The organism is Streptomyces sp. NPDC053367, assembly GCF_044545925.1.
Classification (GTDB): Bacteria; Actinomycetota; Actinomycetes; order Streptomycetales; family Streptomycetaceae; genus Streptomyces.
Genome location: NZ_JBITYN010000015.1, coordinates 141,772 through 166,857, shown reverse-complemented (window position 1 = coordinate 166,857; position 25,086 = coordinate 141,772). Strand labels below are relative to the sequence as shown.

General features: G+C 70.8%; 27 protein-coding genes and 4 pseudogenes. 20 read left to right on the top strand and 11 right to left on the bottom strand.

The window, feature by feature from the left end; translation table 11 throughout:
• Nucleotides 1-62: 62 nt before the first annotated feature.
• From ACIGXJ_RS34925 to ACIGXJ_RS34915, 3 genes are all read left to right on the top strand, one after another.
• Nucleotides 63-278, top strand: coding sequence for a hypothetical protein (locus ACIGXJ_RS34925; protein WP_399654196.1), 216 nt, complete (start codon nucleotides 63-65; stop codon nucleotides 276-278).
• Between the two features lie 263 nt (nucleotides 279-541).
• Nucleotides 542-985: a MerR family transcriptional regulator gene (locus tag ACIGXJ_RS34920; protein ID WP_399654193.1), complete on the top strand. Its 444-nt coding sequence runs from the start codon at nucleotides 542-544 to the stop codon at nucleotides 983-985.
• A complete protein-coding gene (locus ACIGXJ_RS34915; RefSeq protein ID WP_399654190.1) occupies nucleotides 954-1,970 on the top strand; it encodes an NADPH:quinone oxidoreductase family protein in 1,017 nt (338 codons plus the stop codon). Before ACIGXJ_RS34920 ends, ACIGXJ_RS34915 begins: the two co-directional genes overlap by 32 nt.
• 297 nt (nucleotides 1,971-2,267) lie before the next feature.
• Here the strand turns inward: ACIGXJ_RS34915 and ACIGXJ_RS34910 are convergent.
• Nucleotides 2,268-2,604, bottom strand: a pseudogene (locus ACIGXJ_RS34910) (hypothetical protein).
• A gap of 351 nt (nucleotides 2,605-2,955) precedes the next feature.
• Between ACIGXJ_RS34910 and ACIGXJ_RS34905 the strand changes: the two are divergent.
• The 5 genes and pseudogenes from ACIGXJ_RS34905 to ACIGXJ_RS34885 form a co-directional block, all read left to right on the top strand.
• Entirely contained in the window at nucleotides 2,956-4,446 is a 1,491-nt protein-coding gene (locus tag ACIGXJ_RS34905; protein WP_399654187.1) for an alpha/beta hydrolase family protein, read from the top strand.
• A gap of 213 nt (nucleotides 4,447-4,659) precedes the next feature.
• Nucleotides 4,660-4,875, top strand: a pseudogene (locus tag ACIGXJ_RS34900) (DUF1330 domain-containing protein); the annotation flags it as partial.
• 406 nt (nucleotides 4,876-5,281) lie between these two features.
• Nucleotides 5,282-5,971, top strand: a complete 690-nt coding sequence (locus tag ACIGXJ_RS34895) for a HEAT repeat domain-containing protein (RefSeq protein ID WP_399654283.1) — start codon at nucleotides 5,282-5,284, stop codon at nucleotides 5,969-5,971.
• Nucleotides 5,958-6,962 carry a MerR family transcriptional regulator gene (locus ACIGXJ_RS34890; RefSeq protein ID WP_399654184.1) on the top strand — a complete coding sequence of 335 codons (1,005 nt, stop codon included), beginning with the start codon at nucleotides 5,958-5,960 and terminating at the stop codon, nucleotides 6,960-6,962. The genes ACIGXJ_RS34895 and ACIGXJ_RS34890 overlap by 14 nt, the downstream gene beginning before the upstream one ends.
• 160 nt (nucleotides 6,963-7,122) lie before the next feature.
• Nucleotides 7,123-7,262 (top strand): annotated as a pseudogene (locus tag ACIGXJ_RS34885) (IS5/IS1182 family transposase); the annotation flags it as partial.
• Nucleotides 7,263-7,287: 25 nt separating this feature from the next.
• Here the strand turns inward: ACIGXJ_RS34885 and ACIGXJ_RS34880 are convergent.
• Nucleotides 7,288-8,277, bottom strand: a complete 990-nt coding sequence (locus ACIGXJ_RS34880) for an aldo/keto reductase (protein WP_399654280.1) — start codon at nucleotides 8,275-8,277, stop codon at nucleotides 7,288-7,290.
• 502 nt (nucleotides 8,278-8,779) lie between these two features.
• Here ACIGXJ_RS34880 and ACIGXJ_RS34875 point away from each other — a divergent pair.
• Nucleotides 8,780-9,577: a DUF427 domain-containing protein gene (locus ACIGXJ_RS34875; protein ID WP_399654181.1), complete on the top strand. Its 798-nt coding sequence runs from the start codon at nucleotides 8,780-8,782 to the stop codon at nucleotides 9,575-9,577.
• 374 nt (nucleotides 9,578-9,951) lie between these two features.
• On the opposite strand, the gene ACIGXJ_RS34870 is transcribed toward ACIGXJ_RS34875, so the two are convergent.
• The 3 genes from ACIGXJ_RS34870 to ACIGXJ_RS34860 form a co-directional block, all read right to left on the bottom strand.
• Nucleotides 9,952-10,488 (bottom strand): hypothetical protein, encoded by a 537-nt coding sequence (locus ACIGXJ_RS34870; protein ID WP_399654178.1) that lies wholly within the window; start codon nucleotides 10,486-10,488, stop codon nucleotides 9,952-9,954.
• Nucleotides 10,489-10,583: 95 nt separating this feature from the next.
• Entirely contained in the window at nucleotides 10,584-10,763 is a 180-nt protein-coding gene (locus ACIGXJ_RS34865; protein WP_399654176.1) for a hypothetical protein, read from the bottom strand.
• 198 nt (nucleotides 10,764-10,961) lie between these two features.
• Complete coding sequence (locus ACIGXJ_RS34860; RefSeq protein ID WP_399654174.1) at nucleotides 10,962-11,219, bottom strand: hypothetical protein; 258 nt, start codon at nucleotides 11,217-11,219, stop codon at nucleotides 10,962-10,964.
• Between the two features lie 840 nt (nucleotides 11,220-12,059).
• Here ACIGXJ_RS34860 and ACIGXJ_RS34855 point away from each other — a divergent pair.
• From ACIGXJ_RS34855 to ACIGXJ_RS34845, 3 genes are all read left to right on the top strand, one after another.
• A complete protein-coding gene (locus ACIGXJ_RS34855) occupies nucleotides 12,060-12,314 on the top strand; it encodes a hypothetical protein (RefSeq protein ID WP_399654171.1) in 255 nt (84 codons plus the stop codon).
• Between the two features lie 125 nt (nucleotides 12,315-12,439).
• Complete coding sequence (locus ACIGXJ_RS34850) at nucleotides 12,440-12,706, top strand: hypothetical protein (protein ID WP_399654169.1); 267 nt, start codon at nucleotides 12,440-12,442, stop codon at nucleotides 12,704-12,706.
• A 273-nt stretch (nucleotides 12,707-12,979) separates the two neighbouring features.
• Nucleotides 12,980-13,252 (top strand): Tn3 family transposase, encoded by a 273-nt coding sequence (locus ACIGXJ_RS34845; protein WP_399654166.1) that lies wholly within the window; start codon nucleotides 12,980-12,982, stop codon nucleotides 13,250-13,252.
• A 142-nt stretch (nucleotides 13,253-13,394) separates the two neighbouring features.
• Here ACIGXJ_RS34845 and ACIGXJ_RS34840 read toward each other — a convergent pair whose 3' ends face one another.
• The gene (locus ACIGXJ_RS34840) at nucleotides 13,395-13,790 is read right to left on the bottom strand and encodes a DUF302 domain-containing protein (RefSeq protein WP_399654163.1); all 396 of its coding nucleotides are present in this window, start codon (nucleotides 13,788-13,790) and stop codon (nucleotides 13,395-13,397) included.
• 188 nt (nucleotides 13,791-13,978) lie between these two features.
• Here ACIGXJ_RS34840 and ACIGXJ_RS34835 point away from each other — a divergent pair, with 188 nt between their 5' ends.
• From ACIGXJ_RS34835 to ACIGXJ_RS34820, 4 genes are all read left to right on the top strand, one after another.
• The gene (locus tag ACIGXJ_RS34835) at nucleotides 13,979-15,343 is read left to right on the top strand and encodes a rhodanese-like domain-containing protein (RefSeq protein ID WP_399654161.1); all 1,365 of its coding nucleotides are present in this window, start codon (nucleotides 13,979-13,981) and stop codon (nucleotides 15,341-15,343) included.
• Nucleotides 15,344-15,379: 36 nt separating this feature from the next.
• Entirely contained in the window at nucleotides 15,380-15,745 is a 366-nt protein-coding gene (locus ACIGXJ_RS34830) for a rhodanese-like domain-containing protein (RefSeq protein WP_399654158.1), read from the top strand.
• Nucleotides 15,742-16,485: a sulfite exporter TauE/SafE family protein gene (locus ACIGXJ_RS34825; protein WP_399654155.1), complete on the top strand. Its 744-nt coding sequence runs from the start codon at nucleotides 15,742-15,744 to the stop codon at nucleotides 16,483-16,485. The genes ACIGXJ_RS34830 and ACIGXJ_RS34825 overlap by 4 nt, the downstream gene beginning before the upstream one ends.
• A 138-nt stretch (nucleotides 16,486-16,623) precedes the next feature.
• Nucleotides 16,624-17,199, top strand: coding sequence for a rhodanese-like domain-containing protein (locus tag ACIGXJ_RS34820; protein WP_399654152.1), 576 nt, complete (start codon nucleotides 16,624-16,626; stop codon nucleotides 17,197-17,199).
• Between the two features lie 116 nt (nucleotides 17,200-17,315).
• Here the strand turns inward: ACIGXJ_RS34820 and ACIGXJ_RS34815 are convergent, their stop codons facing one another.
• The 4 genes from ACIGXJ_RS34815 to ACIGXJ_RS34800 form a co-directional block, all read right to left on the bottom strand.
• Nucleotides 17,316-17,597 carry a metal-sensitive transcriptional regulator gene (locus tag ACIGXJ_RS34815; RefSeq protein ID WP_010358257.1) on the bottom strand — a complete coding sequence of 94 codons (282 nt, stop codon included), beginning with the start codon at nucleotides 17,595-17,597 and terminating at the stop codon, nucleotides 17,316-17,318.
• A 913-nt stretch (nucleotides 17,598-18,510) separates the two neighbouring features.
• A complete protein-coding gene (locus ACIGXJ_RS34810) occupies nucleotides 18,511-19,119 on the bottom strand; it encodes a hypothetical protein (RefSeq protein ID WP_399654148.1) in 609 nt (202 codons plus the stop codon).
• A gap of 640 nt (nucleotides 19,120-19,759) precedes the next feature.
• Nucleotides 19,760-20,860, bottom strand: coding sequence for a MerR family transcriptional regulator (locus tag ACIGXJ_RS34805; protein WP_399654146.1), 1,101 nt, complete (start codon nucleotides 20,858-20,860; stop codon nucleotides 19,760-19,762).
• A gap of 276 nt (nucleotides 20,861-21,136) precedes the next feature.
• Entirely contained in the window at nucleotides 21,137-21,787 is a 651-nt protein-coding gene (locus ACIGXJ_RS34800) for an RNA polymerase sigma factor (protein WP_399654143.1), read from the bottom strand.
• Nucleotides 21,788-21,997: 210 nt separating this feature from the next.
• Here ACIGXJ_RS34800 and ACIGXJ_RS34795 point away from each other — a divergent pair, with 210 nt between their 5' ends.
• The 4 genes and pseudogenes from ACIGXJ_RS34795 to ACIGXJ_RS34780 all read left to right on the top strand — a co-directional run.
• Nucleotides 21,998-22,822, top strand: a complete 825-nt coding sequence (locus tag ACIGXJ_RS34795) for a DUF4397 domain-containing protein (protein ID WP_399654140.1) — start codon at nucleotides 21,998-22,000, stop codon at nucleotides 22,820-22,822.
• A 46-nt stretch (nucleotides 22,823-22,868) separates the two neighbouring features.
• Entirely contained in the window at nucleotides 22,869-23,558 is a 690-nt protein-coding gene (locus ACIGXJ_RS34790; protein WP_399654138.1) for a sortase domain-bontaining protein, read from the top strand.
• A 61-nt stretch (nucleotides 23,559-23,619) separates the two neighbouring features.
• The gene (locus ACIGXJ_RS34785; protein WP_399654136.1) at nucleotides 23,620-24,384 is read left to right on the top strand and encodes an anti-sigma factor domain-containing protein; all 765 of its coding nucleotides are present in this window, start codon (nucleotides 23,620-23,622) and stop codon (nucleotides 24,382-24,384) included.
• Between the two features lie 96 nt (nucleotides 24,385-24,480).
• Nucleotides 24,481-24,669 (top strand): annotated as a pseudogene (locus ACIGXJ_RS34780) (hypothetical protein); the annotation flags it as partial.
• 22 nt (nucleotides 24,670-24,691) lie between these two features.
• On the opposite strand, the gene ACIGXJ_RS34775 reads toward ACIGXJ_RS34780, so the two are convergent.
• Complete coding sequence (locus ACIGXJ_RS34775; RefSeq protein ID WP_399654135.1) at nucleotides 24,692-25,069, bottom strand: STAS domain-containing protein; 378 nt, start codon at nucleotides 25,067-25,069, stop codon at nucleotides 24,692-24,694.
• Nucleotides 25,070-25,086 lie beyond the last annotated feature (17 nt).

The window sequence follows — 25,086 nt, the reverse complement described above, 5'->3', positions numbered from 1 at the left end:
GACGGTTTTGCGTCGGGCGATGGTTGTCCCAGTCACCGCAGAAACGACCACAAGGGAACACCATGACGCAACGCAGGATCGTGACCGGGCTGTTCATCTCCGCCGACGGCGTGGTGGGCGCGCCGGAGCAGTGGACCTTCCAGCACACGACCGAGGAGGCGGGCGCGCTCATCGGGGCACTGGTGGCAGAAGCCGACACCATGCTGCTGGGGCGCACCACGTACGAGGTGCCCTGCCCGCGTCTGCCGGCGACTTCGGCGCACCTTTGTGACCCCTGACCGGCGGGAGTCCGCCGGCGAGGTGTGGTGCGCGACAGGGCCGCCTCTGGCCTGAGGCATGATCGCCGCCGCCCTGGGCGTCGGGGTGCAGGCGCGGTGCGTGACCGGCGACCAGGGGCACGGGGGAGTGCCGGAATCGTCGCGAAGGGCCCGCGCCGCCGCGACCGGATGCCGGAACATGGCGTTGTCGACGCCTGAGCGGCGTGTCGCTTCGTCGAGCGAGTACTGGAAGACCGCGGCCCTCTTGGGCGTTGTCTCCGGGCATGAAGATCAGCGAGGCTTCCAGACTCAGCGGTGTGAGTGCCAGGTCGTTGCGGCACTACGAGGATGAGGGCTTGATCGTCCCTGGCCGTTTCAGCAACGGGTTCCGCGACTACTGCCAGTCCACGATCGACCGGGTGCTCGTCGTCCGCTCGCTGCTGGACTCCGGGCTGCCTGTGCGGTTGATCAGGGAACTCCTGCCCAGGCTCACCGACGGATCCGATGCCGGCAGCGACGCGTTGTGCGCGGAGTTCGTGCAGGAGGTCCAGGACTACCGTGATCGGCTTGCTGCTCGCATCGCCGCTCTCAGCGATCAGCAGGCGGCACTCGACGCCTACCTTCGAGAGGCCCGCCGTAATGATCTCCGACCGCCACTTGACCTTGACGCAAGTGTCAAAGTCCTACGTTCGGTGCATGGAGATCGACGAGCGGCAGAACACCGCTGAGCAGACGATACGAGCACTGGTGCAGAAGTCCCGTCGGGGGCCGAAGGATCTGACCCTGACGACCGATCAGCGCCGCCCCGTCCCTGGCCCCGGCGAGTACCTCATCCGCGTGAGCGCCGCCGGGATCAATTTCGCGGACGTCATGCAGACCCGTGGGACTTACGGCGGAGGCCCGCAGGCCCCCTATGTGGCGGGCTTCGAGGCCGCCGGAGAGATCGTGGGTATCGGCCCGGACGTCGAACATCCGCTTCAGCTGGGCACCCACGTCGTCGGAGTCGGCCCGGGCGCGTTCGCTCAGTACATGACGATGCCGGCCGCGAGTGTCCTTCCGGTGCCCGCCGGCTGGAGTGACGCCGAAGCTCTCGGGCTGGTGCTGAACTGGGCCACCGCCCTGGCGGCGCTGAAGCCGCTGGGCGAGGTCAAGGCGGGGGAGGTGGTGCTGGTTCATGCAGCGGCCGGCGGGGTGGGACAGGCCGCCGTGCGCCTCGCCCGCCACTACGGTGCGCGCGTGATCGCCACGGCGTCACCGTCGAAGCACGCCACTGTGCAGGCACTCGGTGCCGACGAAGTCCTGGACAGCCGGCACCCCGATCTGGCGGCGGAGATCACCCGCCTGACCGGCGGCGTCGACCTGGTCCTCGAATCGGTGGGAGAGGCCACGTTCGGGGCCAGCCTGTCGGTCACCAGACCCTTCACCGGACGCATCGTCGTGTTCGGTGCCGCTTCCGGCGACGCCACCCTGACCACACACGATCTGGTCTTCACCCACCCGGTCCAGGTCAAGGGTCTGCACATCGGTGCGCTGGCGGTCGCCGCCCCGTCCATCTATCAGTCGTTGCTCGTCGAGATCGAGGCCCTCATCGCGCACGGCGTATACGCACCCGGCACCCCCCAAGTCCACGCCCTGGCCGAGGGGCCGGCAGTGCTGCAGCACCTCGAGGCCGGCCGGACCCGCGGCAAGCACGCCGTCGACCCCTGGCGCTAGCGACGGCTGGGACTCGCCGCCATGCTCAGTTGTGCGCGAAGGGACGGTTGCGACCGGTGCACCGTCGCCAGAACCGCCCGATCGCCCACGCGGCGGCCGAGCTGGACATCTCCCTTGTCTGCGGTCGAAATGGGTCGGTCGCTGCCGGCGGCACGGTGAACCGGTCTGCTGGAGCGGTCGTCAACACCACGTCGTCAACCGACCGCAACGAGTCCTGACATCGCAGCCGGGATCGAGGTGCTCCGCCGTTCCGAGAAGTGGTCCGCGTCCGGAACCAGCCTTCCATTTCAGGGATGCCTACGAGCGGGCGTAGGCGATTCGGCTCGGGTGCCGTCTCCGATGTGGGCACCGACGACGAACACACATCAGCGAGCCGGATCTTCGCCGGCGGAGCTCGTCGAGTCGAACCCTCAGCGCCTCGGCCGCGACCAGATCCGACCAGAACGCGTGCGGCGTCTTCATGTCGCACCCCTGCTCGACGACGATCTTTCCGGCCTTGGCCTCCTGCAGACCGGCCTCGGTCATCTCTGCCATGAAGCGGGTGGAGCCACGGATCGCGACGATGTGCGGGAGGCTCAACTCCTGCCTTGTGTCGGCGAGGTACTCCTCAGGAGAGTGGTCGCGGGTACGACACCAAGTCCTCCTGTCGGTGGGCCCGAAGGATGCCTGCGGAGAGGAGGACAAGGGTGTCCTGGCCGGGAGCACTACCGCGTAGAGCCCCAACAAGGGGGTCGCATACGGGGAGTCCGCGTACCCCTGGGTTCCCGGCGCTTGTGCCACGCTCCTGTCACCGTAGGCCGCGGGCCCGCGAACCGCATGAACAACGGCCGATGGCGTGGGGCCCAAGATGCGCCCGCAGGAAAGGTCTCGTTGCCCCCGAGGCCGCAGAGGCATCCGCTGGCCGGGGGGCTCGATTGCGACTCCGGTCGCACAGGGCACGCCTCGGGCTGCGACTCAGGTTGTACGCGATGGCGACCCGGGACGGATGTGGCAGGACGTACTCCGCACCGAGGATGGCCGGGTGACCGAGATCATCGCGGGGCTGTACATGTCCCCTCCGGAAATCCTCACCTTGCTGGGTGCCGTCGTGCTGGTAGTGGTGCGCTGGCTTCCCGCTGGTGCCCGCCCAGGCGTCACGATCGCTGCGGGGGCGGTTCTCGTACTGTCCGCGATCGCGCTGGGTGTGGCGGGGATCCGCTGGCAGATGCTGCCGGTACTGGCAGCATCTGTCATCGCGCTGCCGTTCGCCGTCTCTCCTCTGATTCGACGTCGTACCGGCCGGCCGGTGTGGCGGGCTCGACGGTGGCCGGCGGCGACGGGGTCGGTGGCCTGCCTCGGCCTGATCGCCACGGGGCCGACGGCCGCCTGGGCCTTTCCTGTACCTGTGTTCCCGGAGCCGTCGGGCCGTTTCGCGGTCGGCACTCGCGTGGTGCAGTGGACGGACCCACACCGGGCAGAGAGCTTCACCGCGGATCCGTACGACCGGCGCACGGTCGTGGTTCAGCTCTGGTATCCCGCGCAGAAGAGCCCCGCTGGGGCGAAACGGGCCCAGTACCTCGGACGCACGAAGCATGAGGCGCACACCGTTTCCGATGCCCTCGCTCGTCAGGTCGGCGTGCCTGGCTTCCTGGTCGACGGCGTCCCGGGTGCCCGGACGCATGCGGTCTTCGACGCCCCAGTGGCCGGTGGGCGCGGACGGTTCCCCGTCGTGCTGTTCTCTCCCGGGTCAGGCGGAGTGCGTACTCAGAACACCGCCTGGGCGGAGGAACTGGCCAGCCACGGCTATGCGGTCGCCGCCCTCGACCATCCGTACGACTCCGCCGCCGTCGTCCTCAGCGGCGGCCGAACGATTCACACCAGAACCGTTTCCACAGGGGACCGGGAAAAGGACGACAAGCTGGCGGTCGACTGGACGGCTGTTCGGGCCGCTGACCTCAGCTTCGTCCTCACTCAGCTGGATCATGCAGGCCGAGGTGAGATCACCGGCCCGCTGGCCGGACGCCTGGACACCGGCCGAGTCGCGGTCGCCGGCCACTCCATGGGCGGTGCCGCTGCCCTGCAGGCGGCTCGGCAGGACCGCCGATTCGACGCCGTCATCGACCTGGACGGCTATCCCCACGGCCCCGCCACCCCCTCCCTGCACCAGCCGACGCTCGCGCTCACCCAGGCCATCACCCCCGCCACGGACCGGCACTACATACCCCGCCTCACCCACGCCCTCAAGCGCAACACCGCGACGAGCTACCGGCTCACCATCCCTGGCGCCGCGCACCTCACCTTCATGGACGGCCCCCTGTACCTGCCACCGGTGCCCTCGATAGTCGGCTCCCTGGGCCGATCCGAGAGCCCGCACGTCGTCGCCGCAGCCACTCTCGCCTTCCTGGACACCACCTTGCGGCACGGACCCGGTGACCCGGGCACAGCTCTGTCGACTTACGGCGACCTCAGCGTCTACCCCGCGGGCAACAGCCGCTGACCGGCTGCGCTGCGGCAGCCGAGGCACGGCCACTCCTCTCCAACGGCAGTGCAGTCCGCGGTGACGCCCCGCCGCGGACGGCAGGTCGGGGAGGGCTTGCGTACCCGCCGTCGCCTGTGGTTGCGGTCAGCCCTCTCATCGACGACTTCTGCGACGCAGGCGATCCTGCGCCGTGACTGGGCAGGAGTCGGCGGACCGAGGCCGCGCGCGCCGGCCGCTCCGGCCGTCAAGGCCGTGGGCGGTCGGCGTCCTCGTCCGGGGCGGTCGGGTCGTGGCGCACGACGCCTATACGGCCGAGCCGGGCTGATCGAGTTCGGCAGCTTCGAGCAGGCCGTCGCGGTGTACGAGAGCGCGGCGTATCAGGAGGCGCCGGCCGCCCTCTTCGACGGCGTTGAGCGAGACTTCCGCATCGTCGAAGGCCTCGACTGACCGAGGCCCGGTCGGATCGTCACCGCACGTCCATGGCCGCTCGAACGTCACGCGCAGCATGTGCCTGCCGGGAGGAACAGTCTCGGGTGCCGGGACATCGGTCGGGTCTGTGACGTCGACCAGCGCACGAAGCGGGATCCCAGCGGGCGTCGCTCTGTCACGAGCGGGTGGCCGGCATGCGCTGCAGCGGCCGGACGCCTACCGGTCGTCGTGGGGTGTCGGCCCATCAGGTCGCCCACCGCGGCGCCCCGTTGATGTGGGAGACGGATTGCTGACGCTGGCACAAAGCTGTCGACCCTGGCCGAAATCCGGCGCCGTGGATCATTCGCGGCCCCGGGTGGTGACCTTGGCGGTTGACCTTGACACGGTGCCAAGGTCTTCACTGCCTCCCAAGGAGGTGGTTGCGATGACCATGACGAGACACGACGCGGATGTGGCACGAACGCTTCAGGGGCTGGAGCACAGTCGCTCCTCGGTGCGCCTGCAGGCCGCTCTGGCGGCTGGTACGGCGCCTGACCCGTACTTCGTGGGCAAGCTCATCGAGCGGTCCGCGATCGAGCCCGAGTTCTTCGTCCGTGACACGCTGACCTGGGCACTCACCCGGCACCCTGTGTCGTTGACGCTGGCCGGGCTGCTCTGCGAAGTCCGCTCGAGGCATGCGCGGGCGCGCAGCCAGGCACTGCACACTCTGTCCAAGATCGGGGACCGCAGGGCGTGGCCGGCGATCACGCGGGAGCTGATGTCCGACGCCGACGACGAGGTGGCGAGGAGCGCCTGGCGGGCCGCCATCGTCCTCGTGCCGGGAGGCGAGGAACCCGCGCTGGCTTCGGTGCTGGCAACCCAGCTCGGACGGGGTGAGCGGGAGACCCAGCTGAGTCTCAGCCAGGCACTGGTCGCGTTGGGTGAACTGAGCGTGCCGGCTCTGCATGCCGCGGCTAAGGCGTCCGACCCTCGGGTGCGCGCGCACGCGCTCGCCACACAGCGTCTCTCGCGAGACCCGGACGCCGGCTTCGAGGCGGCGATCGAGGAGGCCAAGCGCGTCGCCGCCCTCACCGGAGCTCCCACGGCGGACGATGAGAAGTATGTTGATCGGTGAGGTGGCACGACGGTCCGGGGTCAGTGCCCGCATGCTCCGACACTACGAGTCGCTGGGCCTGGTCCGGCCTTCGGGCCGCACGGGCTCGGGCTATCGGGAGTACTCCCACGACGACATCCGGCGGATCTTCTACGTCGAAAGTCTGCGGTCGCTGGGGCTGTCGCTGCGTGAGATCGGACGGACACTTGACGACTCCGGGTTCACCCCCTCGGCGCTCGTGGGGGACCTTATTCGTCAAACGCGTGAACGCATCACCGCTGAGAGCGAGCTGCTCACGCGGCTCCGCCGGATCGATGCCGCGGGGCCGACAGACTGGGAGGGCGTCCTCCAGGTCGTTGCTCTCCTCCAGGCACTCGGGTCGAAGAGGGCCGAGGTGCGTCAGCGCGCGGCTCTCTCCTCGGCCGACGAGGTACCGGTGCCGGTAGAGGCGCTGGTCGAGGCCGCGCTGAGCGAGTCGGAACCGAACGTCGCCGGTGCCCTTCGCTGGGCGCTGGCACGATCGGACAACGACGCCGGTCCGGCACTGCTGGCGAGGGGCCTCGGCTCGCAGGAGGCCGCGGTGCGGGAACGCGCTGTTCAGTCCCTCGCCGTCATGCCCGGTGATGAGGTGGCCGCGTACCTTCTCGACGCCCTCGCAGACGCCGACGCCGGGGTCCGCGGACATGCGGCTCTGGCGCTCGGGGCACGCGGAGTTGCCGAAGCGGTACCGACGCTCATCGACATGGTCGTCGCGGGAAGGAACGACACCGACGCCGCCGACGCACTGAGCACGCTGGCGAGCGACACCTCGGCGGCCGAGCGGATCGCGGCAATACTCGTCGACCGCCTCGCCACCACCACTGAAGCGCCCGCGCGCGGGCGGCTGACCCAAGCACTGGCGGACATTCCGGGGACGACGGCGTCTCGTGCCTTGATGGAACTCTCGCACGACAGGGACCGCGCCGTCGCACTGACTGCGACGTACCTTCTTCGGCTCCGCGACGCGCACTGACAACCTGTGGGATCGTGTGGCTCCGCTGCTGCCGCCGGCTTCTGAGCGCAGCCGCCGCTGTCCGGGCGGCTGCGCCTTCTGATCGAGCGGCACTCGCCGGCGTGATGTTCGTACTGCGGACGGGTGTCACCTGGCGTGATGTTCCCGCGGAGACGGTGGGCTCACCGTCACCCTCAGTGGCGGCAACCGGCTCGACGCCATCCAGCTCCTGCCGCTACTCGGCGCCATCCCGTCGGTCCGGGGTCTTCGGGGACGTCCCCGCCGCAAACCCTGCGCCTATATGCCGACCGGGGCTACGACTTCCACAAGTTGCGCCCCCCTCCGGCTACCGGTTGACGGACCGCATGCCCGCCTCGTCGTACCGCTCACCGGCCGCCTCGGGCAACTCCGCGTCAATCCGCGCCAGGTCGTCCTTCGTCAGCTCGATGTCGACAGCGGCGGCGTTCTCCTCCAGGTAGGTGCGGCGCTTGGTTCCCGGGATCGGCACCAGGTCCTCGCCCTGGGCCAGCACCCACGCGAGGGCCAGCTGAGCCGGCGTCACGTCCTTCTCCGCGGCGATCTCCTTCACCTTCGCCGCCAACCGCAGGTTCGCCTCCAGATTCGCGTCCTGGAAGCGAGGATTCTGGCGGCGCCAGTCGTTGGCATCCAGGTCGTCCGGCGAGGTGAACCGTCCGGCGAGGAAGCCGCGGCCGAGGGGCGAATAGGGTACGAAGCCGATGCCCAGCTCCCGGCAGGCGGGCAGCACCTCGGACTCCACGTCCCGCGACCAGAGCGAGTACTCGCTCTGGACAGCCGTGACCGGATGCTCGGCGTGCGCACGCCGGATCGTCCGGGCGCTCGCCTCACTCAGGCCGATGTGGCGCACCTTGCCCTCGGCGACCAGTTCGCCCAGTGCGCCCACCGTCTCCTCGATGGGCACCTTCGGGTCGACCCGGTGCTGGTAGTACAGGTCGATGTAGTCGGTTCCCAGACGCCGCAGCGAGCCGTGGACGGAGCTGCGGACGTGTTCGGACGAGCCGTCCTGCGGGCCCACCGTGCTGATGTCGCCCGGTACGGCGTCGTCCATTCGATAGTTGAACTTCGTCGCGATCACATAGTCGTCGCGGCGCCCCCGGATCGCCTCGCCGATGAGGGACTCGTTGGTGAGGGGTCCGTACATCTGCGCGGTGTCGAGGAAGTTCACCCCGAGATCGAGGGCGTGCCGGATCGTCGCGGCGCCCTCCTCCTGGTCGGCCGTTCCGTAGAAGGCGGACATGCCCATGCACCCCAGGCCGATGGCCGATACCTGCAATTCCCGCAGACCACGCTTCTGCATGTCGTGGACCAGCCTTTCCTGCACGCTTGATCGTCCTTCGGGCGGCGCGAAGTCTCTCGTCCGTCCAGGCACGGATGTCACCACCCGGCATCCCCGAGAGGAGCCGGCGCCGAGACGGCCTCGTGCGCCCTTGCGTCCTCGACGCTATGACTTCGAGCGCACTCCATGCCAAGTCAGCCGGGTCCGGGTCCTGTGTCTGGCTGCCGGATCATCCGGTGCGTCCGCCGCGGCCCACGCGGGTGGGCACCCACCCGGTGTCGTCCGCCCGGCCGGCCGCCGGTCGTTCTCGACCATGGTCACTCCCAGGTGGCGCATGCCTCCGGCATGGAGGGCCACCGCTGAGGACGGAGTACCTGGCGGCCTGCATCTGCTGTGCGGTGTCGGGGCGAAACAGTGTGGAGAGCAAGGACCGCGGAGGAGAGAGTGTGACCGACATGGGCACGGGCCGGGGCACGGGGCCGCCGAGAAGCGTGACGTCGACCGCAACGGGCGGTGATCACCGATGACGAGATGGACACCGCGGCCCGACGGCGGCCGGCCCTCGGGGAAACCCTGCTCCCACACCTGGACGGCTGACCCACCTCCGCTGAGCGAGACGTGCCTCTCCTGCACGGCGCACGACCGCGCACCGGCCGGCTTGCTGCTGTGCCTGACCTGCGGCCACGTGGGCTGTGACGACAGCTCTCGTGGCGCTCACGCCACGGCCCACTTCGCCTCCAGCGCACACCCCGTGGCCCGGACTCTGACACGCGACCGAATGTGGGCCTGGTGCTACGAGGACGAGGTGTACCTGGATCCGCTGGAAAGGCCCGCGCCGCGTTCCACCCCGCGCACGCCCGAGTCGGTCTGGGACTACCCGCGGCCGCCCGTCGTGCGGGAGGACGGCCGTGACGTGCGGGTGGAGTGCGCCGGACAGGTGGTGGCCGAGACTCGCAGGGCCGTCCGGGTACTGGAGACCAGCCATCCCCCGGTGTTCTACATCCCCCCGCAGGACGTCCGTATGGAACATGTGTTCCCGGCGGCGGGGGGCCGGACCTGGTGCGAATGGAAGGGGTCGGCCCGGTACTGGGACATCGTCGTGGGAGACGACGTGCGCGTTCGCGCCGCTTGGAGCTATCCCCACCCGGAGCCTGGCTACGCGCCCCTCGCCGGCTTCTTCGCCTTCTACCCGAGCCGCATGGACCGCTGCACGGTCGACGGAGAGGAGGTCACGGCACAGGAGGGCGACTTCTACGGCGGCTGGATCACCGCGGAGGTGCGCGGGCCGTTCAAGGGCGGCCCCGGCACACAGCTGTGGTGAGGCGGCGACGGCGGGAGCCGGTCGGTCGAAGGTCGGGGCCGCTTCCCCCCCGACGATCTGATCGCGGGTTTCGTTCCTCGGTCGTTCGCTGATCGCTGCCGTAGTGACCCTGTGACCCTGTGACCGGTGCAGCGGGACGGGTAGGGGCGGCCGAAGGCCTCACCGAAGCACCTGGCCCGACGGTGGCCACGGGGTTGATCGGGCCGACGAGGTCGGTCCCTGTTCCCGTCGACGATCTCCGGACGTCGCACTCCGGCCTCACCCCGGAGCCGGTCGCCGTTCTCCGATCTTCTTCACCAGCCGGGTGAAGGCGCCCGCGGCTTCAGTCAGGGGGACGCCGACGCCGACTCAGGACATGATCCGAGAGACATCGACTAATGGATCACGGCGTTCGCCAGAATGATCAGTAGGCCGATGAGCATGTCAAGGCCGCCCGCCCTGCACGAGGACAGCCATCGCTGCCCAGCCGTACGGGCGGCCCAGGTGCCCAGGCCGAACAAGGCAATGGTGTTGAGCGAGAGGGCCACGTCCACTGCGGTGTCCTCTGCCCACCACCCGGCCACCGCGGCAAGCAGGAGCCCCACCGTGGGCAGGACGGCGGCGACCAAGGGCCACTCGGCGAGCACCAACCGCAGTCTGCTCGCGGTGGCCGACCCGTCTGCGGACGCACGTCGGGCGATCAGGTGCGCGTATCCGTGGGCGGCCCCGGACGCCAGCGCGGTGATCAGCACCCACAGCGCGTCCGCGCCGGGATCGGCCGTGTCCCCCGTCGCGTCCAGCGCGGCCACCATGGCGCTGGCCAGCACCAGTCCGTAGATGCCGCTGAACAGCCACTGCTCCGACGGCTGTCGCCACAGGTTCTCACTGGGTGCGGCGCCCTTGCGGCGGACGCGGTCAGCGCGATCGGGCATCGCGTCCCCTCGATGGTGGGAAAGGGTGAGGCCGGGCTCACTCACACATGCTCACCCGTGTGGCGTTGGGCGACACGACACCACGCGGGTGAGCATCACTGTTGTGCCCGAAGGGAGGTCACGCCGCGTGCAATCTCGGCGGGGTCGAGGACCTGCTCGCGCTGCTCGGAGCAGCGGTGGGAGGAGCCGTCCTTGCCTTCGAAGGGCGAGCCGCGTTCGACGTAGTGGGCGCCGTTGAAGGTACTGACGTCCTCGGAGAAGTCCGCGGGCGGCACGCGGGGCGACCAGGCGCCGCAGCAGGGGCTGCTCGGAGCGCACAGCGGCGGCCGCCGGCGGGGCCGTCTCGGCGGCCGCGACGATGCGCGGCGACGTGCCCGATGAATGGCGCGGTCGGCCACCGCCCGCCCGCCGGCCGACCGGTCCGGCAGTAGCAGATGCGGGGCGTGCTCGGCCAGGACGCCCCGCCGCACCGCTCAGTCCCTGCCGTCGTCCTCGAAGACGAAGTACACGCTCAGCACGCACGAGAAGGGTTCCCCGGCGGGGGCGTTCTCCCACGCCGTGTCGATGATCCGGACATGGTGGGCCTGGACCCATGCGGCGGCTTCCGCGAAGGGCTCCGCCATGGCCGACCCGAAGAACATCTTCCGCGCCATGGGGTGCACTTGGGAGTCGGCGTCGTAATCATCGAAGTCGTCGGGGACCATCAGGTGAAGCCGGGGTTCAGTCCTCATGCGAACACCTTTCAGCGTTCGGTCGCCTGGTCGCGACCCTCACCGTGAGGACTCCACAGCGCGCTTCGAGGTTGATCCTCGGGGCAGTTCAGGTGGCACGGCCGTATCCGGCCTCACTCAAGGAGAACCGGATCACACGTCTCCTTGGGTTGCACGCCGATACCGCGGTCCGGTAGTTCGACCTCGATCCCCAGCCGGTCGGACGGTGGCGAACTCGGCGCCTGAGGGACCCCCACGCGGAAGATCAGCCCGACCTGCGCGGTGGACGCTCCGGCAGCGGCACCAGGACCTCGCTGGCCGGGTGCCCGGAGTACGGAGTACGGAGTTCAGGGTGACGGCGTCGTCGGCGCCGGCTGCGCGGCCGTGCAGGATGCCCGACGCCACCCGGGTCGACGGCGTCTCGTGCACGGTTGAGGTCGGCGAGGTCACGCCCGACCAGATCGACGACCGCGTCTCTAGCACGGCGCACCTGTTCCAGCACCGCATCGTCAACGTGCCACCCGCGTGGCTCAGACAGGTACGGCCCGGCGGGGAGATCCTTGTCACCGTATGCGGCTGGATCCGTTCACCGCGACGAGGACCGCTGGCTCGTACGCCAGGGCGGACCCGCATGCCGGTGGGACCAGATCGAAGACCACCTGACCCGGTGGCAGCACGACGGCGGTCCCGACCTGGACCGCTTCCTCATCACGGTCACACCCGACGGCCGCGACATCACCTGGCCACGGTGACCGTCGGCAGCGCGTGACCCGCACATGACTCGGCCCCGACGCGAAGACGTCGCTCTCGAACGTGGCCAGGTCCTCCGAGTTTCCCTCCCCGGCAGCCAGGACCTCCCCGATGCCCTTCAGCGTGTTCGGCAGCGGCCTCGCGGCAGATCCCGGAGAAGCGCGACCAGATCGCCAACCGCAAAAGGCGCGGCTCCACAGCGGCCGACGGCCGATGCTCGACAAGGCCGTCCACCGCGAGCGCCGCGCCGTGGAGTGCGGCGTCAACCGTCTCAAGCGCCACCGCGCGGTGGCCACGCGCTACGACAAGCTTGCCGTGCGCTACGAAGCGACCGTGCTGGTCGCAGCTGTCAGCGTGTGGATTTGACCAGCACTATCGATAGAGCGCCTGGCGAACGCAACCACGCCGGAAGTCGACCCACCCCCCACTCCCAGCTCTCCCTCGAAAATCCGATGACCGCATCGTGCACGTCGACCTACACTCCGGCCATCATGAAGCGCCGTGTTGAGTTCACCGAGCGAGCGGCCCGGCTCCGCGACTACCTCCCACCTGGTGATCGCCGGATCCTGAAGCGTCTCGTCGATCGGATCACCGATGACCCCTATGGCCCTTCCACCCACCTTGCCTTCACGAACGACGACCTCACGCGTTCCAGCCGGCTGGACGGAGCCATGGTCCATTTCATCGTGACCACACACGTCGTCTACGTCGTGGATGCCGACATCTATGACGCCGCCCGAGGCTTCAACGTCGTCTGAACGACTGGTCCGACCTGTCCGCCACAGACCATTGCGTCGGCGCAGCCGCCTACTTCATCACCGGCCTACCCGCCCTGCACACCAACAGGTCTGGGCCAGAGTCGGGTTTGCGAAGACCACTCAGCAGACCACAGCCCCCTCCCGCCCCGCGCAGCGCGACCGCACGGTGAGCGAGGCCCTGACCTACCGGGACCTCGTCCAATGCGCCGGCTGCGGCGTGCCCGGAACCGCCTCCGGCGAAGACCTCTGCCCGGGCTGCCTCGGCTGGCCGCCATGCCGCACCGGCCCGGGGCCGACTCGATCGAGGAACTCGGGCGGGCGGTGAGCAGTGCCTTCGTCTGCGACCGCATGGCCGACGCCGCGCCGAGGCGCGAGATCCGCGAGGGCTTGCAGGTGGTGGAAGACCGGAACAGCGAACAAGGACCTCTGCACGGCACGGACGGTGACGTGGCCGGGGCGGACGAGGAGTCCCAGGAGGTCTCCATGGTCGCCCTGCAGCTGCACCTGCTCCGGTCCGCCCTCGTGCACGCTTCAACACGCTGCTGATGCAGCAGTTCCTCGCCGATGAGAAGTGGGCCGGCACGCTCACTGCCGACGGCGCCGTGACCGGGGGCCGGTCACGGTGGCCAGAAGGCTCTCTTGCGGCACCGCGTGCCGGGGCCGGCCGACTGCCGGAAATCGGGGAGGATCAGGCGGCGGCCAGGGCGGTCAGCGCGGCGTCGAGCCGGGCGGTGGCTTCGTCGGCGACGGGCTGGAGGGCATCCAGGCCGGTGAGGGTGACCATGGTGCCCGGGTCGAGGGCCTGGACGAGTGTGTGGTCGCCGTCGCGGCGGACGACGACGTTGCAGGGAAGCAGCAGGCCGATGGAGCGGTCGGCCTCCAGGGCTTGGTGGGCGAGCGGCGGGTTGCAGGCGCCCAGGATCAGGTAGTCCTCCATGTCGTGGCCGAGCTTGGCCTTCAGCGTGGCCCTCACGTCGATCTCGGTGAGGACGCCGAACCCCTGATCGGCCAGGGCCTGGCGGACAGCAGTGACAGCGGCGTCGAAGTCGGTGACGGCCAGACGGACGGTGCGTTCGTAGGACACGGTGCGCTGCTCCTTCGGTGCGGAGAATCCCCCTTCCTTGATACCCCACCCGGTACCCGCCGCAGGGGGAGCGATGCCGGGCCGGGGGCCTCCACCAACCCGACCGGAATACCCCCCTGGGTATCCCTGTTAGAGTGAGTGCCAGATACCCCCCGGGGTACACCGTTTCTTGTGGAGGAGCCGCAGTCGTGTTCTTCGTCGACACCCTGGAGTCCGAGGGCCTGGGCAACCGCAGCTACCTGGCCGGCGGGGCCGCGTCCGCGGTGGTCATCGATCCGCCGCGCGACATCGACCGGGTGATCGCCGCCGCCGCCCGGCGAGGGGTGCGCATCGCCTACGTGGCGGAGACCCATGTGCACAACGACTACGTCACCGGCGGCCTGGAGCTGGCCCGCGTCACCGGCGCCTCCTACCTGGTGCCGGCCGCGGCGCACGTGTCCTTCGCCCGCACCCCCGTCGCCGACGGCGACACCGTGGGCGTGGACGCGGGTCTGGAGCTGCGGACGATCGCCACCCCCGGGCACACCCCGCACCACACCTCCTACGTCCTGGAGCAGGACGGGCGTGGCGTGGCGGCGTTCACCGGCGGATCGCTGCTGATCGGGACGGTGGGCCGCCCCGACCTGGTGGAGCCGCGACTGACCGAGCAGCTGGCCCGGGCCCAGCACGCCTCCGCCCACCGCCTGGCGGCCGAGCTGGACGACGAGGTGCCGGTACTGCCCACCCACGGGTTCGGCAGCTTCTGCTCCTCCGCCCAGTCCGAGGGCGACGCGACCACGATCGGCAAGGAACGCACCAGCAACGACGCGCTGACCCTGGACGTGGACACCTTCGTCGCCCGGATGCTCGCCGGACTGGAGGACGTGCCCGCCTACTACGCGCACATGGGTCCGGCCAACGCCGCCGGCCCCGCCCCCGTCGACTTGACCCCGCCGAGGCGTGCGGGCGCAGGCGAGATCGCCGACCGGCTGGCCGCGGGCGAGTGGGTGGTGGACCTGCGCAGCCGGATGGCCTTCGCCGAGGGGCACGTGGCCGGGTCGTTCAACTTCGAGGGCGAGGGCAGACTCGCCACCTACCTGGCCTGGCTGATCCCCTGGGGCAAGCCCGTCACTCTCCTCGCCGACACCCCCGCGCAGATCGCCGACGCGCAGCGGGAACTGGCCCGGGTCGGCATCGACCACCCGGCCGCCGCCGCCACCGGCAACCCCGCCGACTGGGTCCGCTCCGGCGAACAGCTCGCCTCCTTCCCCCGTGCCCGCTTCGCCGACCTCGCCCAGGCGCGCGAGCGCGGCGATGACATGGTCGTCCTGGACGTGCGCCGCGACTCCGAGCGGGCGGGCGGCTGGATCGACGGCTCGGTCCACATCCCGATCCATCAGCTGCACGGCCGTATCGGCGAGGTGCCGCACGGCACGGTGTGGGTGCACTGCGCCGGCGGGATGCGCGCGGCGATCGCCGCCTCCCTGCTCGATGCCGCAGGCCGCGACGTGGTCGCCGTCGACGACGGCTTCGACGCCGCGGCGGAAGCCGGGCTGGCCCTGACCTCCGGCTGATCCGCCGTTCCCCCCTCGCAAGGAAGGAAGCGTGTGATGTTCCTCTTCCGCCGAAACGGGCCCCGCGTCACCGTCGACGAGGCACGCAGCCGTACCAGCGGCGACTGGCCCGACGCGGTCCTGCTGGACGTTCGCGAGAAGCCCGAGTGGAGCGCGGGCCACGCCCCGGGCGCCGTCCACGTGCCGCTGACGAAGCTGCTCGCCGGCGCCACCCTGCCCGCAGAAGCCGAAGGGCGCCCGCTCGTGGTGATCTGCCGCAGCGGACACCGCTCCCAGCAGGCCGCGAAACTCCTCACGCAACGCGGAGCGCAGGCGGTGGACGTCGAGGGCGGCATGAACGCGTGGGCCGCCGCCGGGCACCCGGTCGTCGACGAACGCGGGAACAGCGGCCAGACAGCGTGACCGTACTCGTTCTCGCCCTCATCGCCGGGGCCGTCATCGGCCTCGCGCTCGGAGCCCTCGGCGGCGGCGGCAGCGTCCTTGCCGTACCGGCACTGATCTACCTGCTCGATTTCACTCCCGCGGCCGCCACCACCGCCGGCCTGATCATCGTCACCGCGACCTCCGCCACCGCCCTGTACGCCCACACCCGCGACGGCAACGTGGCATGGAAGACAGGGACGCTGTTCGCCGCGGCCGGCATCGTCCCCGCCTTCCTCGCCGGCGCTGTCGCCGGGCGCCTTCCCGAAGCGGTACTGACGGCAGCGTTCGCGGGCATCGCCGCGCTGGCGGCCCTGCGCATGCTACGGCCGTCCGCGTCGGAGCCGCCGGACCGGATCCGTCCCGGCAAGGCAGCCGGCGCCGGCGCCGGACTCGGCGCCGTGACGGGCTTCCTCGGCGTCGGCGGCGGCTTCCTCGCCGTGCCCGCCCAGGTGAGCGTCCTCGGACTGACCATGCGGCGGGCGGTGGGCACCAGCCTGCTCGTCATCATGGTGAACTCCCTGGCCGCCCTCGCCGCTCGCACCGGCACCACCGGCGGGCTCCACTGGGAGATCATCGGCCCCTTCACCGGAGCCGCGATCCTCGGCGCCTGGGACGGCAAACGCCTCGCGACGAAGATCTCCGGCACCAGCCTCCAGAGAATCTTCGCCGGCGTCCTGCTGGCGGTGGCGGCCTTCATGCTCATCGACGCGATCGCCTGAACACCAGGGCCGCCAACGGCCCCGGACCCGAAACCAGCAGAACTTCTCCCCAGCCCACCGCAACCCCAGGACCGCCTCTCGGTCCCCCCGTCAGACCAAGCCCCAGCACACTCCGACACACCGAGGACGACCTCCGCCATGACCACCCCCACGGCCCTCGCCACCCACCAGGCACGCACCCGCCTGAACGAACTGACCATCATCGACGTGCGCACCCCGGGCGAATACGCCAGCGGCCATCTCCCCGGCGCGCTCAACATCCCCCTCGACCAGATCCAGCGCGCACTGCCCGACATCCGCCACGCCACCGACCGTGGTGACGTCCTGGTCGTCTGCGCCTCAGGCGCCCGCTCCCAGAACGCCTGCAAGATCCTCGCGGACAACGGCATCACCGCCGCCACCCTGTCCGGAGGCACCGGAGCCTGGGCCGCCGACGGCCACGAACTCCACCGCCCGCAGGGCACCTCCCGTGCCACCTGGGGAATGGAGCGGCAGGTGAGGCTCACCGCAGGCGCGATCGTGCTGCTCGGCCTGTTGCTCGGTCTCGTCGTCCACCCTGCCTTCCAGCTCCTCTCCGCGGGCATCGCGGCCGGGCTGGTCTTCTCCGCCCTGACCAACACCTGCGGCATGGCCGCCCTGCTCGCCAAGCTCCCCCACAACCGCCCCCGCGCCGCCGACCTCGACCACACGCTGGCCGCACTGCGCAACCGCTGAACCACACCACAAAGGGGAGGAATTCAGCTCCGGGTTCCTCCCCCCTTCGTCGTACGTCAGGCCATGTGGCCACCCGCCCGAACCAGGCGCGTGATCCGGCACCGCGGCACCACAGCTCAGGCCAGCGAAAGGAACAGCTTCTCCAGCCGAGTACGCATCTGCTCCCGGTCACCGGAAGCAGCCATGTCCGCGTCGGTCAGGCAGTGCTGCAAGCCCGTGGCGATGATCGCGAAACCGGCCTTGTCCAGAGCCCTGGACGCCGCGGCGAGCTGGGTGACCACGTCCTCGCAGTCCCGCCCCTCCTCGATCATCTTGATCACTCCGGCGATCTGGCCCTGCGCCCGGCGCAGCCGGTTGACCACCGTCTTCAGTTCCTCAGCCGCCATCGCCAGCTCCACAACCCACACTCCTTCGAGATACCCCCTTGGGTATCCTACCGAAGGCGTAACCCCCGCCGGGCAAAGGAAAATTTCCGCGGCTCCCACCAGTGACCCGGCCGCTGCACTGGACCTGCCTGCCTGGTGCCAGATGACCGGCCACCACTACCTCGGTCCTGTACCGGACGCCGCCGATGCGCCTGTGTACGCACTGCGGATCGCTGCCGGTGCACGCCCTACCGAGCAGGCGTGCAGATGACCCGGAAGGCTGACGGCCCGCCTCACCTCGGCAGCTTGGCCGTGCGTTCGGGACGGGCGGTCCCCACGTAGTGCATCGCGGTCTTCTCCGTGATCCCGAACAGGCGCATCGGCTTCAGCGGATCGCCGCACTCGAGGCGCCTCGTCGACGATCCGGTCCTGCCGCAGGCCGTCCGACGTCACGCCTTTGGGCAGCACCCCGCGGAGCGTGCCGATGTCGACGGCCGGCTGGTCGGGGTCGAGCGCGGTCTTCTGGCTGACCAGCAGCCGCGGGTTCGTCGGGACCGGCCATCGGCGGTGCCGGTAGTCACCCACTCGGCGACCAAGCGGTGTGTGAACGGCCCAAGTCAGAGGGTGTAGCAGACCGCGTCGGATCTCGACGGTGCCGCGGGCGAGGTCCACGTCGGCTGTCCGGATCGCGCGGATGTCGTGGCCGGAGACCGCGTGCACGGCGGCCAGGGCGACGGTCGGGCGAGACGCCGTGGCTGGGGGAGTTACGTCCAGCGTGTGACGGCTGGACCGCGATCATGGTAGCTGCGGCTCAGGGGCATGCCGAGGGCTTTGTCCCGGAGCACCGGCCATCACCGAAGGGCGCCTGTGACCGCTCTGGTGCACCGTAATTCCGGGCGCTCGCCCCTCGGCGCACCGCGCCTGGTGATCTTGGCGCTGCCGGCGTTCACCGTACTTCTTGGCCAGGGGTATCGGTTGTGGTCTGGGGGTCCGGGTCGGCCTGGACGGGGACGGCCTGGCGCTGGGTGTGGCGATACTCCTCCACCTTGGCCACGGCTGCGTTGTAGAGGGCGGGGCTCATGCCCGCCCTCTCCGTGCCTTCCTCTTCCTCCAGCGCATTCATCAGGCGGGCGGACTGGACCAGAGCCTCCAGGACGAGAAGTGTGGCGCTGATGGCTGTGATCCATGCGGTGTAGGTCGCCAGCAACCGGGCGGGGCCGGGGTTCTCGTCGGCGGCCCAGAAGACGGTGACCACGATGGCGAGGAGAAGGGCTGCGGAGACCAGGGCCCACAGCAAGCCCAGGAAGCTCAAGCCGATCGGTGGCAGGACCTGGCGCGGGCGGCTCTGGTCGACGGCTGCCTGTAGCTCATCGCGTGTTGGTTCGTCGCCGGCCTGCAGCCGGTCGCTGATCACTGTCAGTGCCGCATCCTCGCGTGCCACCAGCTTCTTGAAGTCTGCCACCGCCGCTTTGAGGAGACTGAGAATCTGCACGGTCCCGACGACGAGTAGGGCGATGTCGACCCCTACGACGAGGGCCGCGTATTCCTGAGTCATGACCAGAGCCAAGGCACTTCTCTTTCACAGGCGGTTCAGGGACAGGTGGCGCCGTAGTAGTAACTGTCGGGCATGGCGGAGGTGAGGGGGGCGACTTCGACGGACTTGCCGGTGCGGGGGGATGACGTGTCTCTGGCGTAGATGGCAACGGGGTGGATAGGACCGGAGCCGCCGTTGTCGGACCAGAACAGCGGGTCGCCGACTTGTGAGTCCTGCCGGGAGGCGGTGCGGTCGGAGGTGGTGCCGTCTTGGGCGGCGGCGGTGCGCGGCAGGTGCAGGTCGGGCCAGTAGGCCTACTGGACCAGGGAGGAGCAGTCGAAGCCGCGCCCCCGCTCGGCGACGGCACCGTCGCCGCCGAACCCGTCGACCATGGGTGGAAGCCCGGACACGGCCGCCACAGAGGCATCCGCTTCAGGCGTGATCACGATGCGCGATTCAGAGGAGCGCGTCCTGTGTCAACTGCCCCGTGCGCAGACCGGTACGACAACGTCCCCACAGCCGCGGTGTACGTCACGTTCGCATAGACGGCCACTCGGCAAGAGTGTCGTCCGGATGCGTCTGTTTCGCCCAGGGGCCGCCCGGACGCCCAGGGGCCGGCCGGTGGCCCGAAGAAGACCGCTCCGGACGTGCTTCGTCGGCGTCACGCCCCCGGAAGGGCATGTCGGCCGTCCCCCGCCGGAAGGTCGTCGGCACCGAGGCGTCCCGCCCCGACCATCAACCTGACCGCCTCGGTCAGACCGTGCGGGCGCAGCAGCTCGGGTGCGCCGCGCAGACCCCATCCCGGGCCGCACAGCAGGAGATGACTGCGGGTACGGGCGCCGTGGACGCCCCAGCGGACGGCGGCCAGGTGGCGGGCCAGCGGGAGGTCGGCGGTGGACCGGGACTGGGACCACAGTGCGACTGCCGAGGGCCCGGTCCGCTGGACGGTGGCCTCCAGGGCCTCCACGGGCACCGACCCGCCCAGCATCAGGACCCTCTGGCCCTGCTCGGCGAGCGCGGCGGTGAGCGCCTCCAGCGGCAGGGTGTGCTGTTCGCTGGGCAGACAGGAAAGGAGCGCCGGGCGGGTCCCCGCGGGGTGCCGGTCGCGGGTGACGGCCCGCGCATAGACGTGCCGCAGCGCCGCGGAGATCTGCCACGACAAGAGGTGCTCGACCTCGACGTACCGGTCCTCGGAGAATTCCCACTTGCGACCGACGGAGCGCAGCGTGGGCGTCAGCACCTCCTCCCAGGCCGCGATCAGGCCGTAGGACTCGATGGCCTGGGTGATCTGCTCGTGCACGGCCTCGGCGTCCATCCGGACCGCTGCCCGGGCGAGCCCCCGGCACCGCCGCCGGGTCTCCGCCGGAGTGAGGGAGTCCATCAGGGCGGCGTCGTCCGGCCCGGTCTCGGCTTCGGCCGCCGGGAGGGGAGGGGCCGCCGGAAGGGGAGGGGGGAGAAGCGGCCCCGGTCCGGGCGGAGCCGGTTCCGCACGAGGGGTCCTTGCGCCGCGGGCGTCAGCGGCCTGTGTCTTCGCCGCGCGGGCCGCCTCGGCCGGAGGAACGCCTTCCGCGGTCAGGCGGCACATCTCGCGCACCATCGCCACGTCCTCGGGCGTCCAGCGCCGGTGGTGCCCCTCGACACGCTCCGCCGGCCCGAGTCCGTAGCGGCGGTCCCACGAACGCAGCGTCGTGGGGGAGATGCCCAGCCTCCGGGCGAGCGCGCCGGTCGAGACACCGGCGGCAAGGACGCGGTTCTCGGTCACTTCCCACCTCAGCCCCTGCAGTAGTAGCGATCAGCCCCTACACGGGGCACATGGTGTGTTCCCGTCACGGACGCCGGCCGGATGCGCTGTCCGGGTCCTTCCTGGGGCCTTCGTCGAGCGAGCGTGACCTGCGAGGCGGTGATCGGCGGCCTGCGCACGAGAACGGTGATCGGCGGCCCGTCCGCCAGGAAGCGCGGCAGTCCGCCGGAGGCCGGGCGTCACCTGGTCCGGCTCATCCTGGGCCGCCCCGGTTCTCCGCGCGCGGGGGAGTGCGCGTCAGGTGGCGGGTTCCATGGCCCGGCGCAGTGCGTGCAGGCCCCTCCGGATGTGGCTCTTGACCGTGCCGAGCGGCAGCCCCGTCCGCTCGGCGATCTGCGTCTGGGTCAGGTCGGCGTAGACGGCCAGGCCCAGCAGGCGCCGCTGCACCGGCGTCAGCCGTCCGAACTTCTCCAGGACCAGGACGCGGTTGATCGCGGCCTCGCTCTCGTCCACACCGTGACGGCGGACCGCCTCCTCGTGCCGGGCGACGGAGGTGCTCTCGATGTCGGCCCGCCGGGCGCGGGCCGCGTGGGCGTCCGCTATGGCGTGCCGGGTGATGCCGACGAGCCAGCCGGCCAGAGCCCCCCGGTCCGGCCGGTACCCGGCCCGCCCCCGCCACGCGGCCAAGAAGACCTGCTGGGTGACGTCCTCGGCGTCCTGCAGGTCGTGCAGGGAACGCAGGGCGAGGGTGTGGACCAGGGGAGCGCAGCGCTGGTACACCTCGGCCAGCGCTCGCTCGTCACCGGCGCGGAAGCGATGCGCGAGCGCGGCGTCGTCGCCGGTCTCCTCCGCGGGCGGGAACCGCCGTCCCTGCCGGGACGGCTGCACTTCAAGCTCGCGGGCGCCGTCCGCGCCGGAGCCGGGGCAGAGATCAGGCCGAGCAGCCATTGTGAGCTCCCAGGTCGAGTTTCACCGTCAGTGAGAAGCTCCTCCGAAACGCTGCACGCCCGCAATTCGCATCGTTCTCGCATCGAAATGCTCGGCAGGTCCCGATACGGCGGGACGGCCGGGAAAAAAGCTGCATCCTCCGCCGGGGCAGGGCGGGAAGACCCCTCGCACTCACTCATCCGGAGTGAGTGGCCCGAAGGGACTCTCGCCATGAACTCCCGGATTCCTGTTGTTGCAGCTACCTCTCTCGGCGTGTGCGCGCTGGCGCTCGGCGGCGCCGGTACCGCCCTCGCCGCCGAGGACGACGACCAGGCCATGGTCTCCGTCCTGCACGCCGTCCCCGGACTCACCGTGGACGTGTACGCCAACGGCGACGAGCTGATCCCGGACTTCAAGCCCGGCACACTGACGGAACCGCAACCGCTGCCCGCCGGCTCCTACGACCTGAAGGTCTTCGAGGCCGGGGCCGACCCCAAGGGCGACCCCGCCCTCGAGAAGACGGTCGAGGTGCCGGCCGGGGCGAACGCGACCGTCGTCGCCCATCTCGACGCAGAAGGCAATCCCCGGCTGGACGCCTACGTGAACGACACGTCCAAGGTGGCGGCGGGCAAGGCACGCCTGACGGTCCGCCACGTCGCCGCGGCACCCGCCGTGGACGTCAGGGCGGGCGGACAGCCCGTGTTCAAGGACCTGGTCAATCCCAAGGAGGACACCGCCGAGGTGAACGCCGGGACGGTCTCCGCGGACGTCGTCCTGGCCGGCACCGACGACGTCGCCATCGGGCCCGCCGACCTGAACCTCCAGGAGGGAACGTCCACCATCGTCTACGCCTGGGGCAGCGCACAGGACAAGAACCTGGCGCTGAAGGTGCAGACCCTGACCGGCATGCACTCCGCGCCTTCGGGCGTGAACGCGGGAGCGGCCGCAGGTGTCGACGGCGGCGACGGCTGGACGGCCTACGCCGGCGGAGCCGGCCTGCTCGCGCTCGCCGGCGCCCTCGCTGCCCGGCGCGCGGTGACCCGCAGCCGTGTCTGAGACCGGGCCGGCTCCGCGGTTCCGGCGACTGCATACAGCGGCGACCGTGCTGCTGGCCGTCTCCGGAGCCGCGGTGCTGGCACTGGCATCGCCGGCCGGACGCCTTCCCGCGGCCGCCGACTTCGACGCCCGCACGCCTTCCGTCGGCGCGCCACCACGGCCGCTCCACGCTCTGCCGCCCGCAGCCTCTCCGTCGACGGCGTTCCCGCCGTCCGCCGTGCCACCGGCGGGCGATCGAGCTTCCGTCGGCGGCCCCGCCACGGCGACCACGCCGGAGCAGGCCTCGGCCGTGCCCCGCCGCGTCGACATGCCACGCGTCGGCCTGAGCGCCGCGGTCGAACCGGTCGGTGTCGCCGCGGACGGCAGCGCCCGGATTCCCCGCGATCCCGACCGCGTCGGCTGGTACCGCTACGGTCCGGCTCCTGGAGATCCCACCGGCTCCGCCGTGCTCATGGGACACGTGGACTCCCGGACGGGTGCCCTCGGGGCCTTTGCCGCTCTCTTCGACGTCCGCGCAGGCGATGAAGTCACCGTGCGGAGGGCAACCGGGACCCCGGTGACCTACCGGGTCGTCGCCCGTGCCACGGTCGACAAGGACCGGCTGCCCGCCCAGGTCTTCACCCGGTCGGGAGACCCCCTCCTGACCATGATCACCTGCGCGCCCCCCTTCGACCGCGACCAGGGCGGCTACCAGCGCAACCTCGTGGTCACCGCCGTCGCGAGGGGCGCTCGGTGATGAGGACTGCGGACGGGACGCGGCGCCGGTCCCCACGCCGCGACACGACGAGAGGCAGCACGTGTCCGAGCACCTCGACCCCTACGAGCTGACGGGCCTCGCGCTCGAAACAGGCCCTCGTCCCACGGCGCGGCAGAGCCGCCACCTCGACCGCTGCGCGCAGTGCCGCTCCGAGCTCGACGCACTGCGGCAGGTGGTCCGTGTCGCGCGGGAGGTGTCGACCGCGGACCTGCCGACCCCGCCGCCGGACCGAGTGTGGGACGCGATCGTCGCCGAGCTGCACCCGGGCACCGGCCCGGTGCGGCACGACCCGGGCCCCCGGCCCCCTGCGGACGAGCGCTCCCGGGGCGGCCAGAGACGGCTGCGCCGGCCCGCCGTCCTGCTCGCCGCCGCGAGCCTCGCGGCAGGGGCGGCGCTCGGCAGCGCCGTCACCCGGTGGGGCCTCGACGACCACGCCGCTGCGGCCGCGGCGGGCCCTTCGGCATCGCTCGCCCCGCTGTCCGCCGCCCGCGCCGCCGGCACCGTACGCGTGGTGGACGGCGACTCGGCGGACCGGCGTGAAGTCACGCTCGCTGTCACGGGACTGCCCCGGACGGACGGCTACTACGAGGTCTGGCTCATGGACCGCAGCCACACCAGACTCATCGCGGTGGGAGTGCTCGGACCGGACGGCACGGCGACCCTGCCCCTGCCCGCTGGGATCGACCTCGCGGGCTACCCGCTGATCGATGTGTCGGCGCAGCGCGACAACGGAGACCCCGCCCACTCGGGAAAGAGCGTCGTACGCGGCAGCCTGCCCGTGTCGGTCACCGGGGCGAGGACGTAGCACCCACGCCCGCGGCCCCACGGCGGAAGAGCGTGCGCGCGGCCGGCACCCTCGGGGACGGAACACACTGTCGAAGGGAAGGAGCGCCCGGACACAGTGCGCGAGACGGCAGCCCGGGCAGCCCCGGTCCTTTTGTGGCCCGTGCCCTGCGGGGTGCTGCTGTACGGCGGCCGGCACTGAGCCGCTGCCCGTCACGTTCGCCGGCACACCCTGTTCACGCTCGGCCTCGTCGCTATGCCGCCGGCGATGGGGCGCGGCCACGGCAGGCGGCAGCAGGACCGGGCACCGACACGTCCAGAGGCTTTGGTCAGGGCCGGTTAGTGCGCGCTGCGCTCGAGGACGGCTGGCCTGCTGACTGAGGGCTCAGCGCGGCGCTGACCGTGCGGGTGACGGGCAGCAAGGTGTCGAGGCCGAGACGACCCCAGACTTGCTGGTAGTGGGCGTTGAGGCCGGCAAGACGCAAAGTGCCGGTCTGTGCGACGAGTGCGTTCGCCAGCGTGATGATCATGCTGATGCCTGACGAGTCGAGGTACTGCACCTGTGAGGCGTCCAGGACCAGGGTGGTGCACCCCTGCCTGATCAGGTGCTCGCACTGGTCGACGATGTGGGGGACCGAGTCGTAGTCGACGTCCTGCGGTAACTGTGCGACCGCCGTGCCGCCGTGCCGCATGCTCACCGTGACCATAGCTCTTCCACTCCCCG